Origin of the sequence: Corynebacterium propinquum DSM 44285, from assembly GCF_000375525.1 — a bacterium.
In the GTDB taxonomy this organism is placed as follows: Bacteria; Actinomycetota; Actinomycetes; order Mycobacteriales; family Mycobacteriaceae; genus Corynebacterium; species Corynebacterium propinquum.
Genome location: NZ_AQXC01000011.1, coordinates 25,320 through 43,936, shown reverse-complemented (window position 1 = coordinate 43,936; position 18,617 = coordinate 25,320). Strand labels below are relative to the sequence as shown.

13 protein-coding genes are annotated in these 18,617 nt (G+C 56.3%); 8 read left to right on the top strand and 5 right to left on the bottom strand.

Features of this window, described 5'->3' with window-relative positions:
• Positions 1-52 precede the first annotated feature (52 nt).
• From B142_RS0109550 to B142_RS0109535, 4 genes are all read left to right on the top strand, one after another.
• Entirely contained in the window at positions 53-4,048 is a 3,996-nt protein-coding gene (locus B142_RS0109550) for a DNA-directed RNA polymerase subunit beta' (RefSeq protein ID WP_018121324.1), read from the top strand.
• Between the two features lie 324 nt (positions 4,049-4,372).
• Complete coding sequence (locus B142_RS0109545) at positions 4,373-5,005, top strand: ECF transporter S component (RefSeq protein WP_018121323.1); 633 nt, start codon at positions 4,373-4,375, stop codon at positions 5,003-5,005.
• Between the two features lie 40 nt (positions 5,006-5,045).
• Positions 5,046-6,458 carry an ABC transporter ATP-binding protein gene (locus B142_RS0109540; protein WP_018121322.1) on the top strand — a complete coding sequence of 471 codons (1,413 nt, stop codon included), beginning with the start codon at positions 5,046-5,048 and terminating at the stop codon, positions 6,456-6,458.
• 1 nt (position 6,459) lies between these two features.
• A complete protein-coding gene (locus B142_RS0109535; protein WP_018121321.1) occupies positions 6,460-7,245 on the top strand; it encodes an energy-coupling factor transporter transmembrane component T family protein in 786 nt (261 codons plus the stop codon).
• A 96-nt stretch (positions 7,246-7,341) separates the two neighbouring features.
• On the opposite strand, the gene B142_RS13015 is transcribed toward B142_RS0109535, so the two are convergent.
• Positions 7,342-8,862, bottom strand: coding sequence for a polysaccharide deacetylase family protein (locus B142_RS13015; RefSeq protein WP_018121320.1), 1,521 nt, complete (start codon positions 8,860-8,862; stop codon positions 7,342-7,344).
• A gap of 412 nt (positions 8,863-9,274) precedes the next feature.
• Here B142_RS13015 and rpsL point away from each other — a divergent pair, with 412 nt between their 5' ends.
• The 4 genes from rpsL to tuf all read left to right on the top strand — a co-directional run bounded on the left by rpsL (position 9,275) and on the right by tuf (position 14,127).
• On the top strand, positions 9,275-9,643 hold the full coding sequence (gene rpsL, locus B142_RS0109525) for a 30S ribosomal protein S12 (protein WP_018121319.1): 369 nt from the start codon (positions 9,275-9,277) through the stop codon (positions 9,641-9,643).
• A gap of 6 nt (positions 9,644-9,649) precedes the next feature.
• Entirely contained in the window at positions 9,650-10,117 is a 468-nt protein-coding gene (gene rpsG / locus B142_RS0109520; protein ID WP_018121318.1) for a 30S ribosomal protein S7, read from the top strand.
• Positions 10,118-10,352: 235 nt separating this feature from the next.
• Complete coding sequence (gene fusA, locus B142_RS0109515; RefSeq protein ID WP_018121317.1) at positions 10,353-12,485, top strand: elongation factor G; 2,133 nt, start codon at positions 10,353-10,355, stop codon at positions 12,483-12,485.
• 451 nt (positions 12,486-12,936) lie between these two features.
• Positions 12,937-14,127: an elongation factor Tu gene (gene tuf / locus B142_RS0109510; RefSeq protein WP_018121316.1), complete on the top strand. Its 1,191-nt coding sequence runs from the start codon at positions 12,937-12,939 to the stop codon at positions 14,125-14,127.
• Between the two features lie 373 nt (positions 14,128-14,500).
• Here the strand turns inward: tuf and B142_RS0109505 are convergent, their stop codons facing one another.
• From B142_RS0109505 to B142_RS0109485, 4 genes are all read right to left on the bottom strand, one after another.
• On the bottom strand, positions 14,501-15,775 hold the full coding sequence (locus B142_RS0109505) for a cation:proton antiporter (protein ID WP_018121315.1): 1,275 nt from the start codon (positions 15,773-15,775) through the stop codon (positions 14,501-14,503).
• 108 nt (positions 15,776-15,883) lie between these two features.
• Entirely contained in the window at positions 15,884-16,447 is a 564-nt protein-coding gene (gene amaP, locus B142_RS0109500; RefSeq protein ID WP_018121314.1) for an alkaline shock response membrane anchor protein AmaP, read from the bottom strand.
• A complete protein-coding gene (locus B142_RS0109495; protein ID WP_018121313.1) occupies positions 16,444-17,001 on the bottom strand; it encodes a DUF6286 domain-containing protein in 558 nt (185 codons plus the stop codon). Before B142_RS0109495 ends, amaP begins: the two co-directional genes overlap by 4 nt.
• Before the next feature lie 1,413 nt (positions 17,002-18,414).
• On the bottom strand, positions 18,415-18,603 hold the full coding sequence (locus tag B142_RS0109485; RefSeq protein ID WP_018121311.1) for a hypothetical protein: 189 nt from the start codon (positions 18,601-18,603) through the stop codon (positions 18,415-18,417).
• Positions 18,604-18,617 lie beyond the last annotated feature (14 nt).

Here is an 18,617-nt window from a genome sequence, read left to right as displayed (position 1 = left end):
TCCTTAATAGTCATTGCAATCCCTCCTTCATCGGAGGGGAAAGGGCATTTACGTGTTTGACGTAAACCTCTTCGACGAACTCCGCATTGGTCTTGCCACTGCCGACGACATCCGCCGTTGGTCCAAGGGCGAGGTCAAGAAGCCGGAAACCATTAACTACCGCACCCTGAAGCCGGAACGCGACGGCTTGTTCTGTGAGCGCATCTTCGGACCAACCCGCGACTGGGAATGTGCCTGCGGCAAGTACAAGCGTGTCCGCTACAAAGGCATCATTTGTGAGCGCTGTGGCGTTGAGGTGACCAAGTCCAAGGTGCGCCGTGAGCGCATGGGCCACATCGAACTGGCCGCTCCAGTGACCCACATCTGGTACTTCAAGGGTGTTCCCTCCCGTTTGGGCTACCTGCTGGACTTGGCTCCAAAGGACCTGGAGCGCATCATCTACTTCGCGGCGAACATCATCACTTCGGTAGATGAGGAAGCCCGCCACAACGACTTGTCCACCCTGGAAGCAGAAATGCTTCTGGAAAAGAAGGACGTAGAAGACGACACAGAGTCCGAGATCGCCGAGCGCGCCCAAAAGCTGGAGCAGGACCTGGCGGAACTGGAAGAAGCCGGTGCGAAGGCCGACGCACGTCGTAAGGTGCAAAACGCTGCCGAGAAAGAAATGCAGCACATGCGCGAGCGCGGCGAGCGCGAAGTCGATCGCTTGGATGAAATCTGGAACCACTTCGTCAAGCTGGCTCCAAAGCAGATGATCATCGACGAGACCATCTACGAAGAGCTCGTCGATCGTTACGAGGATTATTTCACCGGTGGCATGGGCGCGGAAGCTATCCAGACCCTGATCCGGAACTTCGACCTGGAGGCCGAAGCTGAGGAGCTGCGCGGCATCATCAACGAAGGCAAGGGCCAGAAGAAGATGCGCGCGTTGAAGCGCCTGAAGGTCGTCGCTGCGTTCCTGAACTCCGGCAATGACCCTGCCGGTATGGTCCTGGATTCTATTCCAGTCATCCCGCCGGAGCTGCGTCCGATGGTGCAGCTGGACGGTGGCCGTTTCGCGACCTCAGACTTGAACGACCTTTACCGTCGTGTCATCAACCGCAACAACCGTTTGAAGCGCATGCTGGATCTTGGTGCTCCTGAGATCATTGTGAACAACGAAAAGCGCATGCTGCAAGAGTCGGTGGATGCACTGTTCGACAACGGCCGTCGTGGCCGTCCAGTCGCAGGCCCAGGCAACCGCCCGCTGAAGTCGCTGTCTGACTTGCTGAAGGGTAAGTCGGGTCGTTTCCGTCAGAACCTGCTGGGTAAGCGTGTGGACTACTCCGGCCGTTCGGTTATTATCGTCGGTCCGCAGCTGAAGCTGCACGAGTGTGGTCTGCCGAAGCTGATGGCGTTGGAGCTCTTCAAGCCGTTCGTCATGAAGCGTCTGGTGGAAAATGACTATGCGCAAAACATTAAGTCCGCGAAGCGCATGGTTGAGCGCCAGCGCCCAGAGGTCTGGGACGTGCTGGAAGAAGCAATTTCCGAGCACCCAGTTCTGCTGAACCGTGCACCAACCCTGCACCGTCTGGGTATCCAGGCATTCGAGCCGAAACTCGTCGAAGGTAAAGCTATTCAGCTGCACCCGCTGGCCTGTGAGGCCTTCAACGCCGACTTCGACGGTGACCAGATGGCAGTCCACTTACCACTGTCGGCCGAGGCCCAGGCCGAAGCCCGCGTGCTGATGCTGTCGTCGAACAACATTCTCTCGCCAGCATCCGGTAAGCCATTGGCGATGCCGCGTCTGGACATGGTCACCGGTTTGTACTTCTTGACCATGAACAAGCGTGCCGACGAGCAGGGCGGCGAGGGCCGTTACCAGCCAGGTGACGAAAACGGTCCAGCGCAGGGTGTTTATTCGTCCTACGCGGAAGCCATCATGGCGCGCGACCGCGGCGTCCTTGGTGTGCAGGCACCGATCAAGGTCCGCATCTCCCACTTGCGCCCACCGCGCGAGATTGAAGAAGCGCAGTTCCCAGAAGGTTGGCAGCGCGGCGACACCTGGTTGGCTGATACCACCCTGGGTCGCATCATGTTCAATGAACTCCTGCCTTGGGACTACCCTTATCTCGAGGGCGTCATGGTCCGTAAGGGCGGCGGCGACGAGAAGATCCTGCTTGGCGACGTCATCAATGACTTGGCCGTTAAGTACCCAATGATCTCCGTGGCACAGACTTTGGACAAGATGAAGGATGCCGGCTTCTACTGGGCAACCCGCTCCGGCGTGACCATCACCATGCACGACGTGTTGGTCCTGCCGAACAAGACCGAGATCCTGGAATCCTACGAGGCCGAGGCCGAGCGTATCGAGCGCAAATACTGGGAGCAGGGTGCGCTGACCGAGCGCGAGCGTTACGAGCGTCTCGTGGAACTTTGGAAGGATGCCACCGACAAGGTTGGTTCCTCCGTCGAGGACTTGTACCCAGATGACAACCCAATTCCGATGATCGTGAAGTCGGGTGCGGCCGGTAACATGCGCCAGATCTGGACGCTGGCCGGTATGAAGGGCATGGTCGTGAACTCGAAGGGTGATTACATCACCCGTCCGATCAAGACTTCCTTCCGCGAAGGCCTGTCGGTTCTCGAGTACTTCAACAACTCGCACGGTTCCCGTAAGGGCCTGGCCGATACCGCGCTGCGTACCGCAGACTCCGGTTACTTGACCCGCCGTCTGGTCGACGTCGCTCAGGACGTCATCGTCCGCGAAGAAGACTGTGCAACCCGTCAGGGCGTGCGTGTTCCGATCGGCGAGCAGATCACCGACGACACCTACGCGGTACACGAGCTGTGGGAGACCTCCGCTTCTGGCCGCGTGGTTGCCAGCGACGTCAAGGACGCGAATGGCGAAGTCCTGGTTGCTGGTGGCGACGACCTGACCGAAGAGAACACACAGAAGCTGGTCGACGCTGGCATCACCGAAATCAAGGTTCGTTCGGTTCTGACCTGCCAGACCCCAGCAGGTGTCTGTGCGAAGTGCTACGGCAAGTCCATGGCTTCCGGCAACCTGGTCGACATCGGCGAGGCCGTCGGTATCGTGGCTGCCCAGTCGATTGGTGAGCCTGGTACCCAGCTAACGATGCGTACCTTCCACCAGGGTGGTGTCGGTGGCGACATTACCGGTGGTCTGCCACGTGTGCAGGAGCTGTTTGAGGCCCGCAACCCGAAGAACCGCGCCCCAATCGCCTCCGTCGCCGGCGAGATCTCGCTGTCGGATGAAGGCAACTTCTGGACTCTGACCATCCACCCAGATGATGGTTCGGACAACGTCGTCTACGAGAAGCTGTCGAAGCGCCAGGGCTTGGCCCAGGTGCGTCGCCCAATGGAATCCAACCCGGATGCCATGATCGAGCGCGCTTTGCGCGACGGCGACCACGTCGAGGTCGGCGAGCGTCTGTTGCGCGGTGCGGCCGATCCACACGATGTTCTGGAAGTTCTGGGGCGTCGTGGCGTCGAAAAGCACCTGATCGACGAAGTGCAGGCCGTGTACCGCACCCAGGGTGTGGCTATCCACGACAAGCACATCGAGATCATCATCCGCCAGATGCTGCGTCGCGGTACCGTCATCGATTCCGGTACTACCTCGCTGCTGCCGGGCAACCTGATCGACCTCTCCGAGGCCAAGCAGGTCAATGCGGCACAGGTCGCCGAAGGTGGCCAGCCTGCCGAGATGCGTTCCGAGATCATGGGTATCACCAAGGCTTCCCTGGCTACCGAGTCGTGGCTGTCGGCTGCATCGTTCCAGGAGACCACCCGCGTTCTTACCGACGCCGCCATCAACAAGCGTTCCGACTCGTTGATCGGTCTGAAGGAGAACGTCATCATCGGTAAGCTCATCCCGGCTGGTACCGGCATCAACCGTTACCGCAACATCACCGTCAAGCCGACGGAGGCTGCCCGCAATGCGGCATACTCCATCCCGACCTACGGTGATTCCATTTACGGCGATGATGGTTACAGTGACTTCACTGGCGCTTCCGTCCCATTGGATGAGACCTTCGAGCTGTAAACCTGTAGACCGCGTGCTCTAAACTTTCGGCGGTGCAACCGGCCCTGGTCCGCTGGTTGTTTCTGCCGGAGTAGCACAAGCACTAGCCCTATCCCTTCCTGGGATAGGGCTTTTCGCATTCCCTATCACTTCACGGCCTCGTGCTCGCCCTACCGAAAAGCTTGCAAATGGCCCCACTAGTAACAAGCGAATGCCCGAGAACTTGACATAGATCCTGGCCCTAGCTAGGCGTGATTATCCCCATATTCCTTTGGTAAACCAGCAGGTTGGGTATAGCGTAAAGCAAGCTTAAGAAATCATAGGGATCCTTGAGAAAGGTTTAGGATGACTGAAAACGCGAGAACCGCCTCTGCGAACATGACCACGACCCCGCCGAAGCGAAAGCTCAACTGGCGTCCGGTAGACATCGTGATTATGGCCATTCTTGGTATCGCGACCGGTTTTATCTTCGTCGTCTGGAACAACATTGGCTACGCGTGGTTTACCGCGATGGATAGTCTGACGCCGGGGTTGGGTGGCCTCGCCGTGGGCATTTGGCTACTCGGCGGTGTGCTGGGTGGTTTGATCATTCGTAAACCGGGTGCGGCCATCCTCGTCGAGGTTATTGCGGCCAGTGTCTCGGCTGCACTGGGCTCACAGTGGGGCCCGGAAACACTGTATTCGGGCTTGGCACAAGGCCTCGGTGCAGAGCTCATCTTTTTCCTTTTTGCATATCGCCGCTTCAACCTGTTCGTTGCCACTCTGTCCGGTATTGGCGCTGGTGTAGGTGCGTGGACCCTAGAGCTGTTTTTGTCGCCAAATCTCGCTAAATCCTTAGAATTCAACATCATTTACTTGGTGTGCGTAGTAATTTCTGGTGCGATTTTGGCCGGTATGGTCGGCTTCTACCTGATGAAATCGCTCGCGAAAACCGGTGCTCTTGATCGGTTTTCCGCAGGCCGTGAACAACGCGCCTAATCCTTGTTAAAGCCAACTAGCTAACTTATAAATTTCAGTCATGCCAGCTACCGCCGTCGAGATCTCGAATTACACCTGGACGCACGCCGGACGTGTCCAGCCTGCCGTCGACAAGCTCAATCTGCGCATTCCTGCCGGGGAGCGGGTGCTGATTTGCGGCGATTCTGGATCCGGAAAATCCACCCTGGTGTCTGCCATCGCGGGCGTTCTCGGCGGAGATGAAGAAGGCGACCAAACCGGAAGCCTCAAGCTCAGTGATGATTCCGGAACCCGGGAGGCTGCGGACTCAATGATTCCAGTCGGGCTCGTGCTGCAAGACCCCGACTCGCAGGTGATTGCCTCCCGCGTGGGTGACGATGTGGCGTTCGGCTGTGAAAATTTAGGGCTGGAGCGCACCGAAATTTGGCGGCGTGTGCGCGAGGCATTGCCGTTGGTGGGTCTGGATCTTCCGCTAGACCACCCCACGGCGCAACTATCCGGGGGCCAAAAACAACGCTTGGCACTCGCTGGGGTTATCGCCATGCGCCCGGGAATCATCATCCTCGACGAACCCACGGCGAACCTGGATCCGCAGGGCGCTCATGATGTGGTTGCAGCGGTAGCGAACGTCGTTGAGCACACTGGTGCGACGCTGCTCGTTGTCGAGCATAACTACGAGGTGTGGGAGGATGTGCTGGAACGTGGATTGGAGTTTGCCTCCGGCAGGCTTGTCGACGACGCGCCGGCCCGCGAAATAATCGCCCGACGCCGCATAGCCGGACTACCGCATGCCCAGATAGAGTTGGCTAAGGATTCCGCGGCACTGACGGCGGATTCTGTGACGGCAACAGAACAACCAAAGCATCTGCCAGCGCGTAGCCTGGAATTACCGGCCCATGCTTCGACCGTGATTACCGGTGAAAATGGAGCGGGGAAAACCACGCTATTGATGACACTGGCGGGCCTGCGGCCGCTGGCGTCGGGAAGCATCGAATTTTCTGAGTCGATCCGAGATGGCCTGCGTGGGCCCGTCGCGAAGTGGAAGTCCCGGCAGTTAGCGCAGCGGATTGGTTATGTGTTTCAAAACCCGGAGCACCAGTTTGTTGCCCGAACAGTGCTGGAAGAACTCCACGTGGGCCCCAAGGTGATGGGAATCAAGGTGGGGAGCAAACGCACAGACGAACTATTAGAACGGCTGTCCCTGGCACACCTGGCGCAGGCCAATCCCTTCACTCTTTCTGGCGGGGAGAAACGACGCCTGTCGGTGGCCACCGCGTTGATCGCCGCACCACAGTTGTTGCTTTTCGACGAGCCTACTTTTGGTCAAGACCCACATACTTTCGGCGAATTGGTCTCGATTGTGCGCGGGCTGGTCGACGATGGCGTCACGGTGGTTTCGGTGACCCATGACAAGCACTACCGCGCAGCTCTAGGGGATAACCACGTGGAATTGTTACGTGCAGGGGGTCAGTGACATGTCTGCAGAAGTGAGTCCGTCTGGCATGTCCCGGATTAACCCGCTGACGCGGATCATCATCATGCTGATTATCACCACGCCGTTGCTGTTGAGCCTGGATTGGGTGAGTGCGACGATGTCGCTCAGCATTACTATCCTCGTGGCACTGCTGCTTGGGGTAGGGCCGAAACGGATTTTCGGTGTTTTGTGTCCGCTGCTACTGATCGCCCCGATTTCTGGTGCGTCGATGCTGCTGTATGGAGCCGAGGGTGGCGAGGTTTATTTTGAGTTTTGGTTAATGACCATTTCGGATAACTCGATTGAGCTGTCTATTGCCATCATGATCCGTATTCTGGCAGTGGCCAGCCCGGTGATCTTATTGGCAAGAAATATCGACCCGACCAGGCTGGGAGATGCTCTGGCGCAGATTCTGCACTTCCCGGAACGCTTTGTCATCGGTTCTGTTGCCGGGGTGCGCATGGCTGGCCTGTTCCACGACGATTGGGTGGCGATGCATCGAGCCCGTCGTGCTCGCGGGCTGGCTGACCGCGGCAGGATTGCACATTTTTTCACCATGGCTTTTGGCCTGTTGGTGTTGGCTTTGCGTCGTGGCGGAAAACTCGCCACCGCCATGGAGGCACGTGGTTTTGGTCGTGCCCCGCTGCATGGCGCTAAGCGCACATGGGCACGCCCATCGCGTTTGCACTCGGCCGATTGGCAAGCACTAGGTGCAGCTGCGGTGTGCGCTGCAATCCCGGTGGTAATTGCTGTGCTTGTCGGCAGTTGGCGTTGGTTCGGCCTGTAAACTGGCTCGCTCTGTCAGCTGGTACTGGTTTGGTGTAGGTTTGGGGCTGGTTTCGCGCTCGCTTGGTACTAGTTTGGCGCTGAGCAGACCGGCTGATTAACCGCCGTAGTAGTTCATACCGGGTTGTATGCCGCCGAAAATTTGGTCTGCGGTGACAAATTCATAGCCCTGGCTGCTGAGGGAATCCAGGATGCATGGCACTGCGTCGACGGTAGAGGCGTGTAAATCGTGCATCAAAATCACTGCGCCGTCGTAGGCATTGGTCACCGCGCGGTTACAGACGAGTGAAGAGTCTCGGTGCTCCCAGTCGCGGGTATCTACGGACCACATCATGTTCGCCAAGCCAAATTCAGCTGCGATATTATTGACCGTCTGGTTGGTGGAACCATAGGGCGGACGGAGCAAATTGGGGGTATAACCACCGGTGGCCGCCGCAATGGCTTGATTTCCGCGTTGTAGTTCGCTGCGAATTCCATCTGCGCCGAGTGTGGTCAGGTCCGGGTGATTGTAGGTGTGGTTGCCGACGGCGTGGCCCTCGTTGAGAGCTCGGGCTACCGGTGCCGGGTTGGCGTCGATGCTGGAGCCGACGGTGAAAAATGACGCTTTGGCGTCGTATTGCGCGAGAGTGTCCAGCAGGCGGTTGGTGTTGGCGGCCGGTCCATCGTCAAAGGTTAACGCAACTCGTGGAGCATCAGGATTCCGTGGGGCTTTCGCGAGGTGCCTATGGTTTGCTGTGTTTGCAGGTTCTACACCGGCCGCGTGCTCGTCTGAACTGGTGCGCTTCGCGTCGTCGTCGCCGTTCGTGCCTAATAGCCGCGTTGCCAATGCGGAATCTGGAGTATGAGCTAATTTCTGCGTATCTACCGCGACCGCAATTTTGCCGGTGGAGTATGCGCCTACGGTGCCTGCATCGAAATGGAGAACCAACGTGTGGCCGTCGTCGGCAAGCGTGAATCCGCCGAGGGCATCGGGGGTGAGATTATCTGGGAATACCGCGGCGGCGTCGTAGTTGGCGACTAATTCTTCGCGTGCAAGTGTGGAGAGCTCAGCGATTCCCGGGTGATCGGGAATAATTTCGCCATCTGCGGTGACGGCGCCGTCGTAAAGGTCAGCTACGGAGATGTGAGCGTCATTGGCGGTATCAAAGCTCAGCACCCGGTGGTTGCGTTCGGGGGCCGCGCCCTGGGTATCGAACAGCGTGTTGAGCGCCAACGTCAGCACGCCGTTGCCGCGGTAAAGAACCGTATAGCTTAGCCGTTCGCTGAATTTACCGTCGAACTGTGGCGTGGAAACTCGGGTCACTGAACGGAAATGCTCGCGGAGGTCTTTGATTTCGGCCTGAATAATTTTGTTGATTCCCGGGAAATCAGTCTCCGGGATTTCGACGTAAGATTCCACCGTCGCGGTCTCTTCCTTGCTGACAACGGATTTGATCCCCGCATAATCCGAATTCGCGAAATAAAAATTATCGTCGGTGGGTGCAGGTGACAAGCTTGCCGACGTCGTCGGTGCCTCCGATTCGGTGGTCGCCGCGTTGTTGCCTGCATTTTTCTCAGCGGTGGAGGCCTCGTCGGAAGCTTCAGCGCAGCTGGCAAGTAGCAGCGATAGGGAAGCCACGCTAGCCAGGGTTGCGTAGCGTGCTTTCGTGGCTGTTGACCCAAATATGTTTGAAGCTGTCATATCTTCACGGTAAGTAACGGCGGCGAGAACTGCAGGAAATTCGGTAAAAAGTGAGAAATGCGGCACGCATCGCTGTTGAGCGCTGCTGTTGAACACCCGGTGTGAATAACGGTATTGAGATCCAACTCAAAAACTGTTATACTTCAGTCTGGTTCGTCCCGCCTTTGTTGTGGGATGAAAGTCTGATCATCTTCACGGTGCACAAAATTGCTCATGGAGACGTTCTGGACACGCGGAAGGGCCCCGGAAAAGAGCCCCCATTTTTGCGTGTTTGGGTACGTTTGCCAGCAAGTAGCGTGCTTTACGTAGCAAGGTGTAAGAAAACTCAACCGACAAGAAAGACTGGTTTATGCCAACTATTCAACAGCTGGTCCGCAAGGGCCGCCACGATAAGAAGTCGAAGGTGGCAACCGCAGCGCTGAAGGGTTCCCCACAGCGTCGTGGCGTGTGCACCCGCGTGTACACCACCACCCCAAAGAAGCCGAACTCCGCGTTGCGTAAGCTCGCCCGTGTTCGCCTGACCTCCGGTGTTGAGGTTTCAGCCTATATCCCAGGTGAGGGCCACAACCTGCAGGAGCACTCCATGGTGTTGGTTCGCGGTGGTCGTGTAAAGGACCTTCCAGGTATTCGTTACAAGATCGTCCGTGGTGCTCTTGACACCCAGGGTGTTAAGGACCGTAAGCAGGCTCGTTCCCGTTACGGCGCAAAGAAGGGGTAATAAACAATGCGTAAGAATCAAGCTCCAAAGCGTCCAGTTGTCAAAGATCCGGTGTACCAGTCTGAGCAGGTCACTCAGCTGATCAACAAGGTTCTCCTCGACGGTAAGAAGGCTACCGCTGAGCGTATCGTTTACGGTGCGCTAGACAAGTGCAAGGAAAAGACCGGCACTGACCCATTGGGTACCCTGGAAAAGGCCCTGGGCAACATCCGTCCGGATCTCGAGGTCCGCTCTCGTCGTGTTGGTGGCGCTACCTACCAGGTTCCTATGGAAGTTCGTCCAAGCCGTGCGAACACTTTGGCTTTGCGTTGGTTGGTTACCTTTACTCGTAAGCGTCGCGAGAACACCATGATCGAGCGTCTGGCTAACGAAATCCTGGATGCCTCCAATGGTTTGGGTGCTTCCGTGAAGCGCCGTGAAGACACTCACAAGATGGCAGAAGCCAACCGCGCTTTCGCCCACTACCGCTGGTAATTCGCTGTATAGCCAGGCTGCGAAGCTTAACCATGTGAGGTGCTTCCCAGTGAGGAGCCGTTCGCGGCCTGGATATCACAGATTGACCCGGAATGCACCAGCACAACCTGGAGGCTTGCGGGTCTTTTGTTTAGCAGCGCATAGCTGCCAAATGAAACTTTTCGTGGCATTATCGCAAGTAACGCGAATTGCGCGCGGAAATTTACAGCAACAACTATTTTGATGGGGTAAAACTGTGGCACAAGAAGTGCTTAAGGATCTAAAAAAGGTTCGCAATATCGGCATCATGGCCCACATCGATGCTGGTAAAACCACCACTACCGAGCGTATCTTGTTCTACACCGGTATTAACCGCAAGGTTGGTGAAACCCACGACGGTGGTTCGACTACCGACTGGATGGAGCAAGAAAAAGAACGCGGCATCACCATTACGTCCGCAGCTGTTACCTGTTTCTGGGAAGGTAACCAGGTCAACATCATTGACACTCCAGGCCACGTTGACTTCACCGTTGAGGTGGAGCGTTCCCTGCGTGTTCTGGACGGCGCCGTAGCCGTTTTCGACGGCAAGGAAGGCGTTGAGCCACAGTCCGAGCAGGTGTGGCGTCAGGCTGCGAAGTATGACGTTCCACGTATTTGCTTCGTGAACAAGATGGACAAGCTGGGTGCGGACTTCTACTACACCGTGCAGACCATCATCGACCGCCTCGGTGCCAAGCCACTCGTTATGCAGCTGCCAATTGGTGTTGAAGATGACTTCGACGGCGTTGTCGACTTGCTGCAGATGAAGGCCTACCTGTGGCCTGGCAAAGTTGAGGTCGGTGCAGAACCTCAGCTGGTAGACATCCCTGAGGACATGAAGGACAAGGCTGAAGAATACCGTGAGAAGTTGGTCGAGGCTGTCGCTGAGACCGATGAAGCGCTCATGGAAAAATACTTCGGTGGCGAAGAAATCTCCATCGATGAACTGAAGGCCCAGATCCGTAAACTGGTCGTCAACTCTGAGATTTACCCTGTTTACTGCGGTACCGCTTACCGCAACAAGGGTGTCCAGCCACTGCTCGATGCTGTTATCGACTTCCTGCCGAACCCAATGGACGTCGGCGAAGTTATCGGTCACGAGATGGGCAACGAAGAAGTCGAGATGCGTCGTAAGCCATCGTCGGAAGAGCCATTCTCCGGCCTGGCATTCAAGATTGCTGCGCACCCATTCTTCGGTCAGTTGACCTTCGTTCGCGTGTACTCCGGCCGCGTGGAACCAGGCAACGAAGTCCTGAACTCGACCAAGAACAAGAAGCAGCGCATCGGTAAGATCTTCCAGATGCACGCCAACAAGGAAAACCCTGTTGACGAAGCACTGGCAGGTAATATTTACGCGATCATCGGTCTGAAAGACATCACCACCGGTGACACCATTTGCTCGAAGGAAGATCCAATCATCCTCGAGTCCATGGACTTCCCAGACCCAGTTATCCAGGTTGCCATCGAGCCTAAGACCAAGGCTGACCAGGAGAAGCTGTCCACCGCTATCCAGCGTCTTGCCGACGAAGACCCAACCTTCACCGTCAAGTTGGACGAAGAATCCGGCCAGACCGTTATCGGTGGTATGGGCGAGTTGCACTTGGACGTATTGGTTGACCGCATGAAGCGCGAGTTCAAGGTCGAAGCAAACATCGGTAACCCGCAGGTTGCTTACCGCGAGACCATCCGTAAATCTGTTGCTTCCCTGGATTACACCCACAAGAAGCAGACTGGTGGTTCGGGTCAGTTCGCTAAGGTTATCGTTTCCATCGAGCCTTACGCTCCTGACGAGAGCGAGCTGGAAGAAGGCGAGAGCCCACTGTACAAGTTCGAAAACGCGGTCACCGGTGGCCGTATTCCGAAGGAGTACATCCCTTCCGTCGATGCTGGTATCCAGGACGCAATGCAGTACGGCTACCTGGCCGGCTACCCATTGGTAAACATCAAGGCGACGCTGGAAGACGGCGCTTACCACGATGTTGACTCGTCGGAAATGGCCTTCAAACTGGCTGGTTCCCAGGTTCTGAAGGAAGCAGTCGCCAAGGCTAAACCAGTCCTCCTCGAGCCTCTGATGGCTGTCGAAGTTGTTACCCCTGAAGAATTCATGGGTGACGTCATCGGCGACATCAACGCTCGTCGTGGACAGGTCGAATCGATGGATGACCGTTCGGGCGCCAAGGTTGTCAAGGCTCGCGTTCCACTGTCTTCCATGTTCGGTTACGTCGGTGACTTGCGTTCCCGTACCCAGGGTCGTGCAAACTACACCATGGTCTTCGACTCCTATGGTGAAGTTCCGCAGTCTGTGGCTGAAGAAGTCATCGCTGCACGCACCGGCGGTTCGGCTAACTAGATCGAACACCCAGGGGAGTTAACATCCCCGTCCCGGGTCGCTTTCCGTTCGCGGTAGGATGGTGCTCCATTATCCATTAGCACCATCCCCGTGCGGAGAACTCGGGACCATCGGGTTGCGGCCGGGCTGAATTCATAGCGGATACGCTTCTAATGATTTCCTGACTGGGAATCTATGGCAGCGGGGGCTTCGAATAGCCCACTTGCGTGGATTGAGTCGGCCGTTACCCGAAGGCCCATGATCTTAATGCTATGGTGAGAAGAAAGCCGTTTATTAGTAACAACGGTTTGATATATCTGTGCCATAATTCTAGGATCAGGTAACGGGCATACCTGTAAGACGTTGCCTGCCACAAGCCTGTGGCGAAAACGCAGGTAACTTAGTAGGCAAAAGAGATAAACCCCGTGGCTGCGAAGGTCGTAGCCACCGATAAAGTCCAGGAGGACATACAGTGGCAAAGGAGAAGTTCGAGCGTACGAAGCCGCATGTGAACATCGGCACTATCGGACACGTCGACCACGGCAAGACCACCACCACCGCAGCTATCACCAAGGTTCTGTCGGACAAGTACCCTGATGAAAACCAGGCATTCGCGTTCGACATGATCGACAAGGCTCCTGAGGAGAAGGAGCGCGGTATTACCATCAACATCTCCCACGTGGAGTACTCCACTCCTAAGCGCCACTACGCGCACGTGGACGCCCCAGGTCACGCTGACTACATCAAGAACATGATCACCGGTGCCGCTCAGATGGACGGCGCTATCTTGGTTGTTGCAGCTACCGACGGCCCAATGCCACAGACTCGTGAGCACGTTCTGCTGGCCCGCCAGGTTGGCGTTCCTTACATCCTGGTCGCTCTGAACAAGTGCGACATGGTTGACGATGAGGAAATCCTCGAGCTCGTCGAGATGGAAATCCGTGAGCTCCTGGCTGACCAGGAATTCGACGAAGAAGCACCAATCGTTCACATCTCCGCTGTTGGCGCCTTGGAAGGCGAGGAGAAGTGGGTTCAGGCCATCGTTGACTTGATGGACGCCTGCGACGAGTCGATCCCAGATCCAGACCGCGCAACCGACAAACCATTCCTGATGCCTATCGAGGACATCTTCACCATCACCGGTCGCGGTACCGTTGTTACCGGTCGTGTTGAGCGTGGCTCCCTGAAGGTCAACGAAGAAGTCGAGATCATCGGCATCAAGGACAAGACCCAGAAGACCACCATCACCGGTATCGAGATGTTCCGCAAGATGCTGGACTACACCGAAGCTGGCGACAACGCTGGTCTGCTGCTTCGTGGTACCAAGCGCGAAGACGTCGAGCGTGGTCAGGTCATCGTTGCACCTGGTGCATACACCACCCACAAGAAGTTCGAGGGTTCCGTCTACGTTCTGTCCAAGGACGAAGGTGGCCGCCACACCCCATTCTTCGACAACTACCGTCCTCAGTTCTACTTCCGCACCACCGACGTTACCGGTGTTGTTTCCCTGCCTGAGGGCACCGAGATGGTCATGCCAGGCGACAACGTCGACATGTCCGTCGAACTGATTCAGCCAGTCGCTATGGACGAGGGCCTGCGCTTCGCTATCCGCGAAGGCTCCCGTACCGTTGGCGCCGGTGTCGTCAACAAGATCCTGGACTAATTCCGGATTTTGCTCGGCACAGCTATCTGCATCTACTGCAGTAGCTCGCTGACTCGCAAGCCGCTACCGAATTCTCGGTAGCGGCTTTTTGCTTTTATTTTCCTAGGCGAGGTTTCTACTGGTCCCGGAAACAACAGATCTGCGTGGGGCTAGCTAACTTCTAATTGGAATTTGGGCGTTGCTTGAGCGACGCGGTTTGCGTAACTAGTTCAGGGGCCGAATCCGGGCGCCCTGATGCACGGGATCTTCACGTAACGGGTCCCGGGTCTCGTCTTCATACATCGGTTTGGGTCGAAGGCATCCTGGATTCGATGGGGAAGTTACACGGAAATACCACTATGTCCGACAGCTCTTGCGTGTTACAACGCCTTCCTCATGCTTGGGGCGTGGGGGAGGACTTTTCCACGGTATCTACCTCGCAAGGCTTCTTACCGCCGATTATGCTGGCTAAGAAAGGGAACACGGCGACCGTCAACGCTCCACCAGCGACGAAGATCGAGGCGGTCTGTTGTTGCATGAGTTGGGAGTCTACTGCTAGCCCGGTGACTGCGACGATGATCGGAAGTCCCGTCGCCGAATATAACCCGACTTGCAGTTGCTCACGCGGCTTTATGATGCCTGAGCCGGTGTCGGTGAACACTTCCCGCAGGTATACGGGAAGCCCGCGAGTGACCAGAATCAGTGCAGGAATGCCCAATACTTTGCCCGGGTTATCGGCGATGGTCTGCCAATTAATTGCCATTCCCGACACCACGAAAAACACCGGGATCAACATAGAATAAAAAACCACGTCTAACCGGTGTTCAAGGGGCTTATGAAATTCATCTGGAATGATGCGGTTTAGGATAATTCCGGCGGCGAATGCACCCAATACAATATCGAGTTCGAACACTGCAGTAACGGCCATCAATGTCGCCAAGATTAAGATGATAAACCGCAAAATCGTCTGGTTTGTTGATCCTGCACCAGACACAAATGCGCGCCCCACGCCGGGGATCGCGTGGATAATTGCTGCGGGCGCGATGGCTACCAAAACGGCAACGCCGATAAACGCAACCATGACTAGAAAAGTCGTCCAGGTGTCATGAGTTCCCAGCAGGAGCGCCATCGCTGTAATGGGAGCGAGTTCACCGATTGCCCCGTGTATCAAGACCGAATTACCGACTTTCGTGTCGGTTACGTTGTCTTGCTTGAGCATTGGAGTTAGCGTGCCTAACGCCGTTGATGTGAGAGCCAGCGCAACGACGATCGCACCCGGGAAAGTATCAACTAGGAAGTATGCACCGATGCCGCAGGCGACCGCGCAAACTAGCCACGTTGATAAGCCGATCTTCGCCTGCTTTGAGCGCAGAGACTGCAGATTGATTTCGAAGCCTGCTAGTAAGAATAACGCGCCAACGCCCAGTTCCTTGAGCATGCCGATGCCTTCTTCTTCGGCAGCGAGATCGAGTACGGAAGGACCGATGACCATGCCAAATACCAGTAGCAGTGCAACGGCGGGAATTCTATTATTAAACAGATACGCTACTAATGGGGCAAGTAGTGCTGCAGCCATGATCCATGCAAAGGAAACCAGCGCATCAGTATATTCTGTTGCTCCAGCTGCGAGAATTATCGTGTCAGTTGCGTGTGCTCCGCTGCTGTCCATGATCTATAGATTACGCATAACCGCGAGCAAGACATAAGAAAACCGCGTGTGGGCAATAAGCTCCTTACACGCGGTTACGATCTAGCCTTTGCGACGCTGTGCTGCTAGCTAAACGGCAGGCTCGACTTTGTCCATATGCAACCGGTAAACAGTATCGATATCGACGTCCTCGATGGCATCCCGCAAGTCTGCTTCGCTGGTCTCGATCATGTCGTTGAGCTTGGTTAAATCCGCCTCGGGTCGAGCAGTAACAGTGAACTCAATGGTCGGACGTGCCCGGTCGATGGACACCTTGTGCTTCGCCGAGGTTATGTCGGAGTCGGTCTCTAGTTGAGCCGCGACCGCCTTGGCAATATGTCCAATGTGCATCGTAATCTCGCCAGCAGAATCCGATGCCGTGGAACCTACCTGCGAGAACGTACGGCGACGGAGGTTGATGATGATCAACCACAAACCGATAATGATCGATCCCGCCAGCACACCCCATAGCAGGTATTCGTACCAATCTTGCTCAGGTAGCGTTTTCCACGCTTCTGGGTCTCTCCAGAGCGCTAGGTCTTTGGCAAATTGCACGTCAAAGTGCACCAGGACTGGCCACAGCCCAAATACGATCAGGCCGATCGCGATGAGGAAGAAGATGAACCGATCGATGAAAGCGGTCAGTTTGCTCATGATACGCCCTCCTGGGAGTGTTCATTTTCGACGCTGACATCGATAACGGGTGGGTTCTGCAAAAAGGCAAGCTTTCTGCTGATAGCTTCCTCAGCGCGCTGTGGCAACGAAGAATCGTTGACGTCGCCTTCGATCACAACCTGAAGCTTCTTTTTCGATATCTTCGAGTGAGCCGATCGAGCACCTGGTAATTGTTGTGCCGTAGCCGAGCTGATGCGTGCAATGTCTACTGGGCGCATCCAGGCTGCAGCGGTGCTGTTTACCGCGCGGTGTGTGCGTGGCCGAGGTTTGAAAGCCACGATAAGCAGTAATAAGCCAACGACGATCGAACCCACGCCGACCCAGACGATCCATTCAGGAAGTTCATCTTGACCGAAGAAATCCGTGATTGGGGTGACCCAACTTTGCTGTGCGTCGTTCGGAAGTACGAGCCAGATTTCGCGGACTAATACTCCAGCTAACGCCAACAGCACAAGGCCGAGGAGAACGCTCAAAGCACGCGCGATCGGCGATGCCTTTGGTTCTTGTCCTTGGAACGAAGCCTCCTTAGCCACGTGAACCACCTCTAATCTCTCGGGCTACTTCGCGTGGATCTTTGAGATAGATCGCGCGCAACGGTTGCGGTTGGGGAACGGTGACTGAACGGAAAGGATGATCGGCAGGGGCGTACGGTTTCCGCAGTTGCTGCTTCATTGGTGTGCGCACCTTCCGCAGTTTCCGTGGCTTCGGTACCTCGGGTTTACGAGGGTGCCCCAAGTCGGCAACTTCTATGTCGCGCAACGGCACTGGTCGTGGAGCTTGTACCTTACGAAGTTTCTTCCGGCGCACATCAACCGCACGCGGTTTCCGCGGTTTTGGAGCAGTAACGCTGCGGACACGTGGTTTGTGCGAGACCACTTCACGCAGTTTTCGCTCGGGCGGTAGTGAGACTGAACGCGGTGCAAATGTGCGAGTGTTGACGTTCGTCAGCTCTTGTGGTTCCGGCACAGTAACTTCGCGTAGTGGTTGCTGCTTTGGCGTAGCAACCGATACTTCCGGAAGCTCACCGACAGAGATCTCCCGTAAGGCAGCTGGTGCTGACACGTTGACTTCCCGCAGCGGTTGTTGTTCCGGAGTGTGTACCGGGGCTAATTTTCGCTGCTTTGGTGTGGTCGGAGAGATGACCTTGCGCTCAGGCGGTGATTTTACGGTGCGGGTGGTCTCCAGTTCGGTGACCCGGATTTCGCGAAGTGGTGTTGGTTCCGGAGCCTCAACTGAGACCGGTTTCGTTGGCTCAGCGACGGCGATGACACCAAGCGGTTTNGGCCACGGGGTCTCCACCTTGTGGCGAACCGCCAACTCTCGAGTCTCGATCTCGGTCAGCTCATCGATGCGACGCGTCGTGGTGACTTCGCGGAGTGGTGCGGAATCTTCCACCGAAATCTCGCGCAGAGAATCCGTCTTGGAATCGATAACTGGTTGGATAACCTCGATTTCGCCGACGGTGATACTCCGCGGGGTCAATTGTTCGCGCGCGGCAACGTCCTCTCGGCCAATCCGCTGTGTGGATGGGATAGCTTCACCGATGGTGACGTTAACGCGCGTTGCCTCGTACCCCATGAAAATATCCAAGGCTTCGGCGATTGCAGTGCGCACTTCCGTTGCAACCCGTACTGCGGGGGAAGGCCACACCACAGCAATGACGACATCGACTGAGGCGACCTGGCGCTCTTGATCCAGGCGGATATCGAATCGCGGGTAATTGCGTGACAGCAGACCGCCGTCGACGTCCGTGGTGCCCGGAACGCTATAAATTGCACGCTCTACGACGTGTTCAGCGACCCGAGTCTTGTAACTGGTAGTACCTGCAGCCTGCGACAAGTCTGAATTGCGCTCAGCTTCCTGAGTGTGTTCAGTCTGGTCGACGGTGCTGGAAGAAGAGCTCGCAAATGATTCCGTGGTGGCCGCAGGTTTATCCTGCTTTTCCATTAGCCCCGACCTTTACCTGAAGAGAAAATCTGTGTCAGATCAATGCGACCATCGAAGTGTGCGCCGATGGCGGCACCAATCAGGCCGAACGGAATGGCCCAGAGGGCATACCAGCCGGTGATGTAGATCAGCAGCAAAAGACCAATGCCTACCAGTGCGCTAATCAGTGTGTAACTTATGTTGTTCATAAAACCCGTCCTCA

Excerpts from the sequence above, each read along its gene's own strand:
- B142_RS0109485 (WP_018121311.1), bottom strand. The coding sequence starts at position 18,603 with ATGAACAACATAAGTTACACACTGATTAGCGCACTGGTAGGCATTGGT.
- B142_RS0109545 (WP_018121323.1), top strand. The coding sequence starts at position 4,373 with ATGACTGAAAACGCGAGAACCGCCTCTGCGAACATGACCACGACCCCG.
- rpsL (WP_018121319.1), top strand. The coding sequence starts at position 9,275 with ATGCCAACTATTCAACAGCTGGTCCGCAAGGGCCGCCACGATAAGAAG.
- rpsG (WP_018121318.1), top strand. The coding sequence starts at position 9,650 with ATGCGTAAGAATCAAGCTCCAAAGCGTCCAGTTGTCAAAGATCCGGTG.
- amaP (WP_018121314.1), bottom strand. The coding sequence starts at position 16,447 with ATGAGCAAACTGACCGCTTTCATCGATCGGTTCATCTTCTTCCTCATC.
- B142_RS0109505 (WP_018121315.1), bottom strand. The coding sequence starts at position 15,775 with ATGGACAGCAGCGGAGCACACGCAACTGACACGATAATTCTCGCAGCT.
- B142_RS0109540 (WP_018121322.1), top strand. The coding sequence starts at position 5,046 with ATGCCAGCTACCGCCGTCGAGATCTCGAATTACACCTGGACGCACGCC.
- B142_RS0109535 (WP_018121321.1), top strand. The coding sequence starts at position 6,460 with ATGTCTGCAGAAGTGAGTCCGTCTGGCATGTCCCGGATTAACCCGCTG.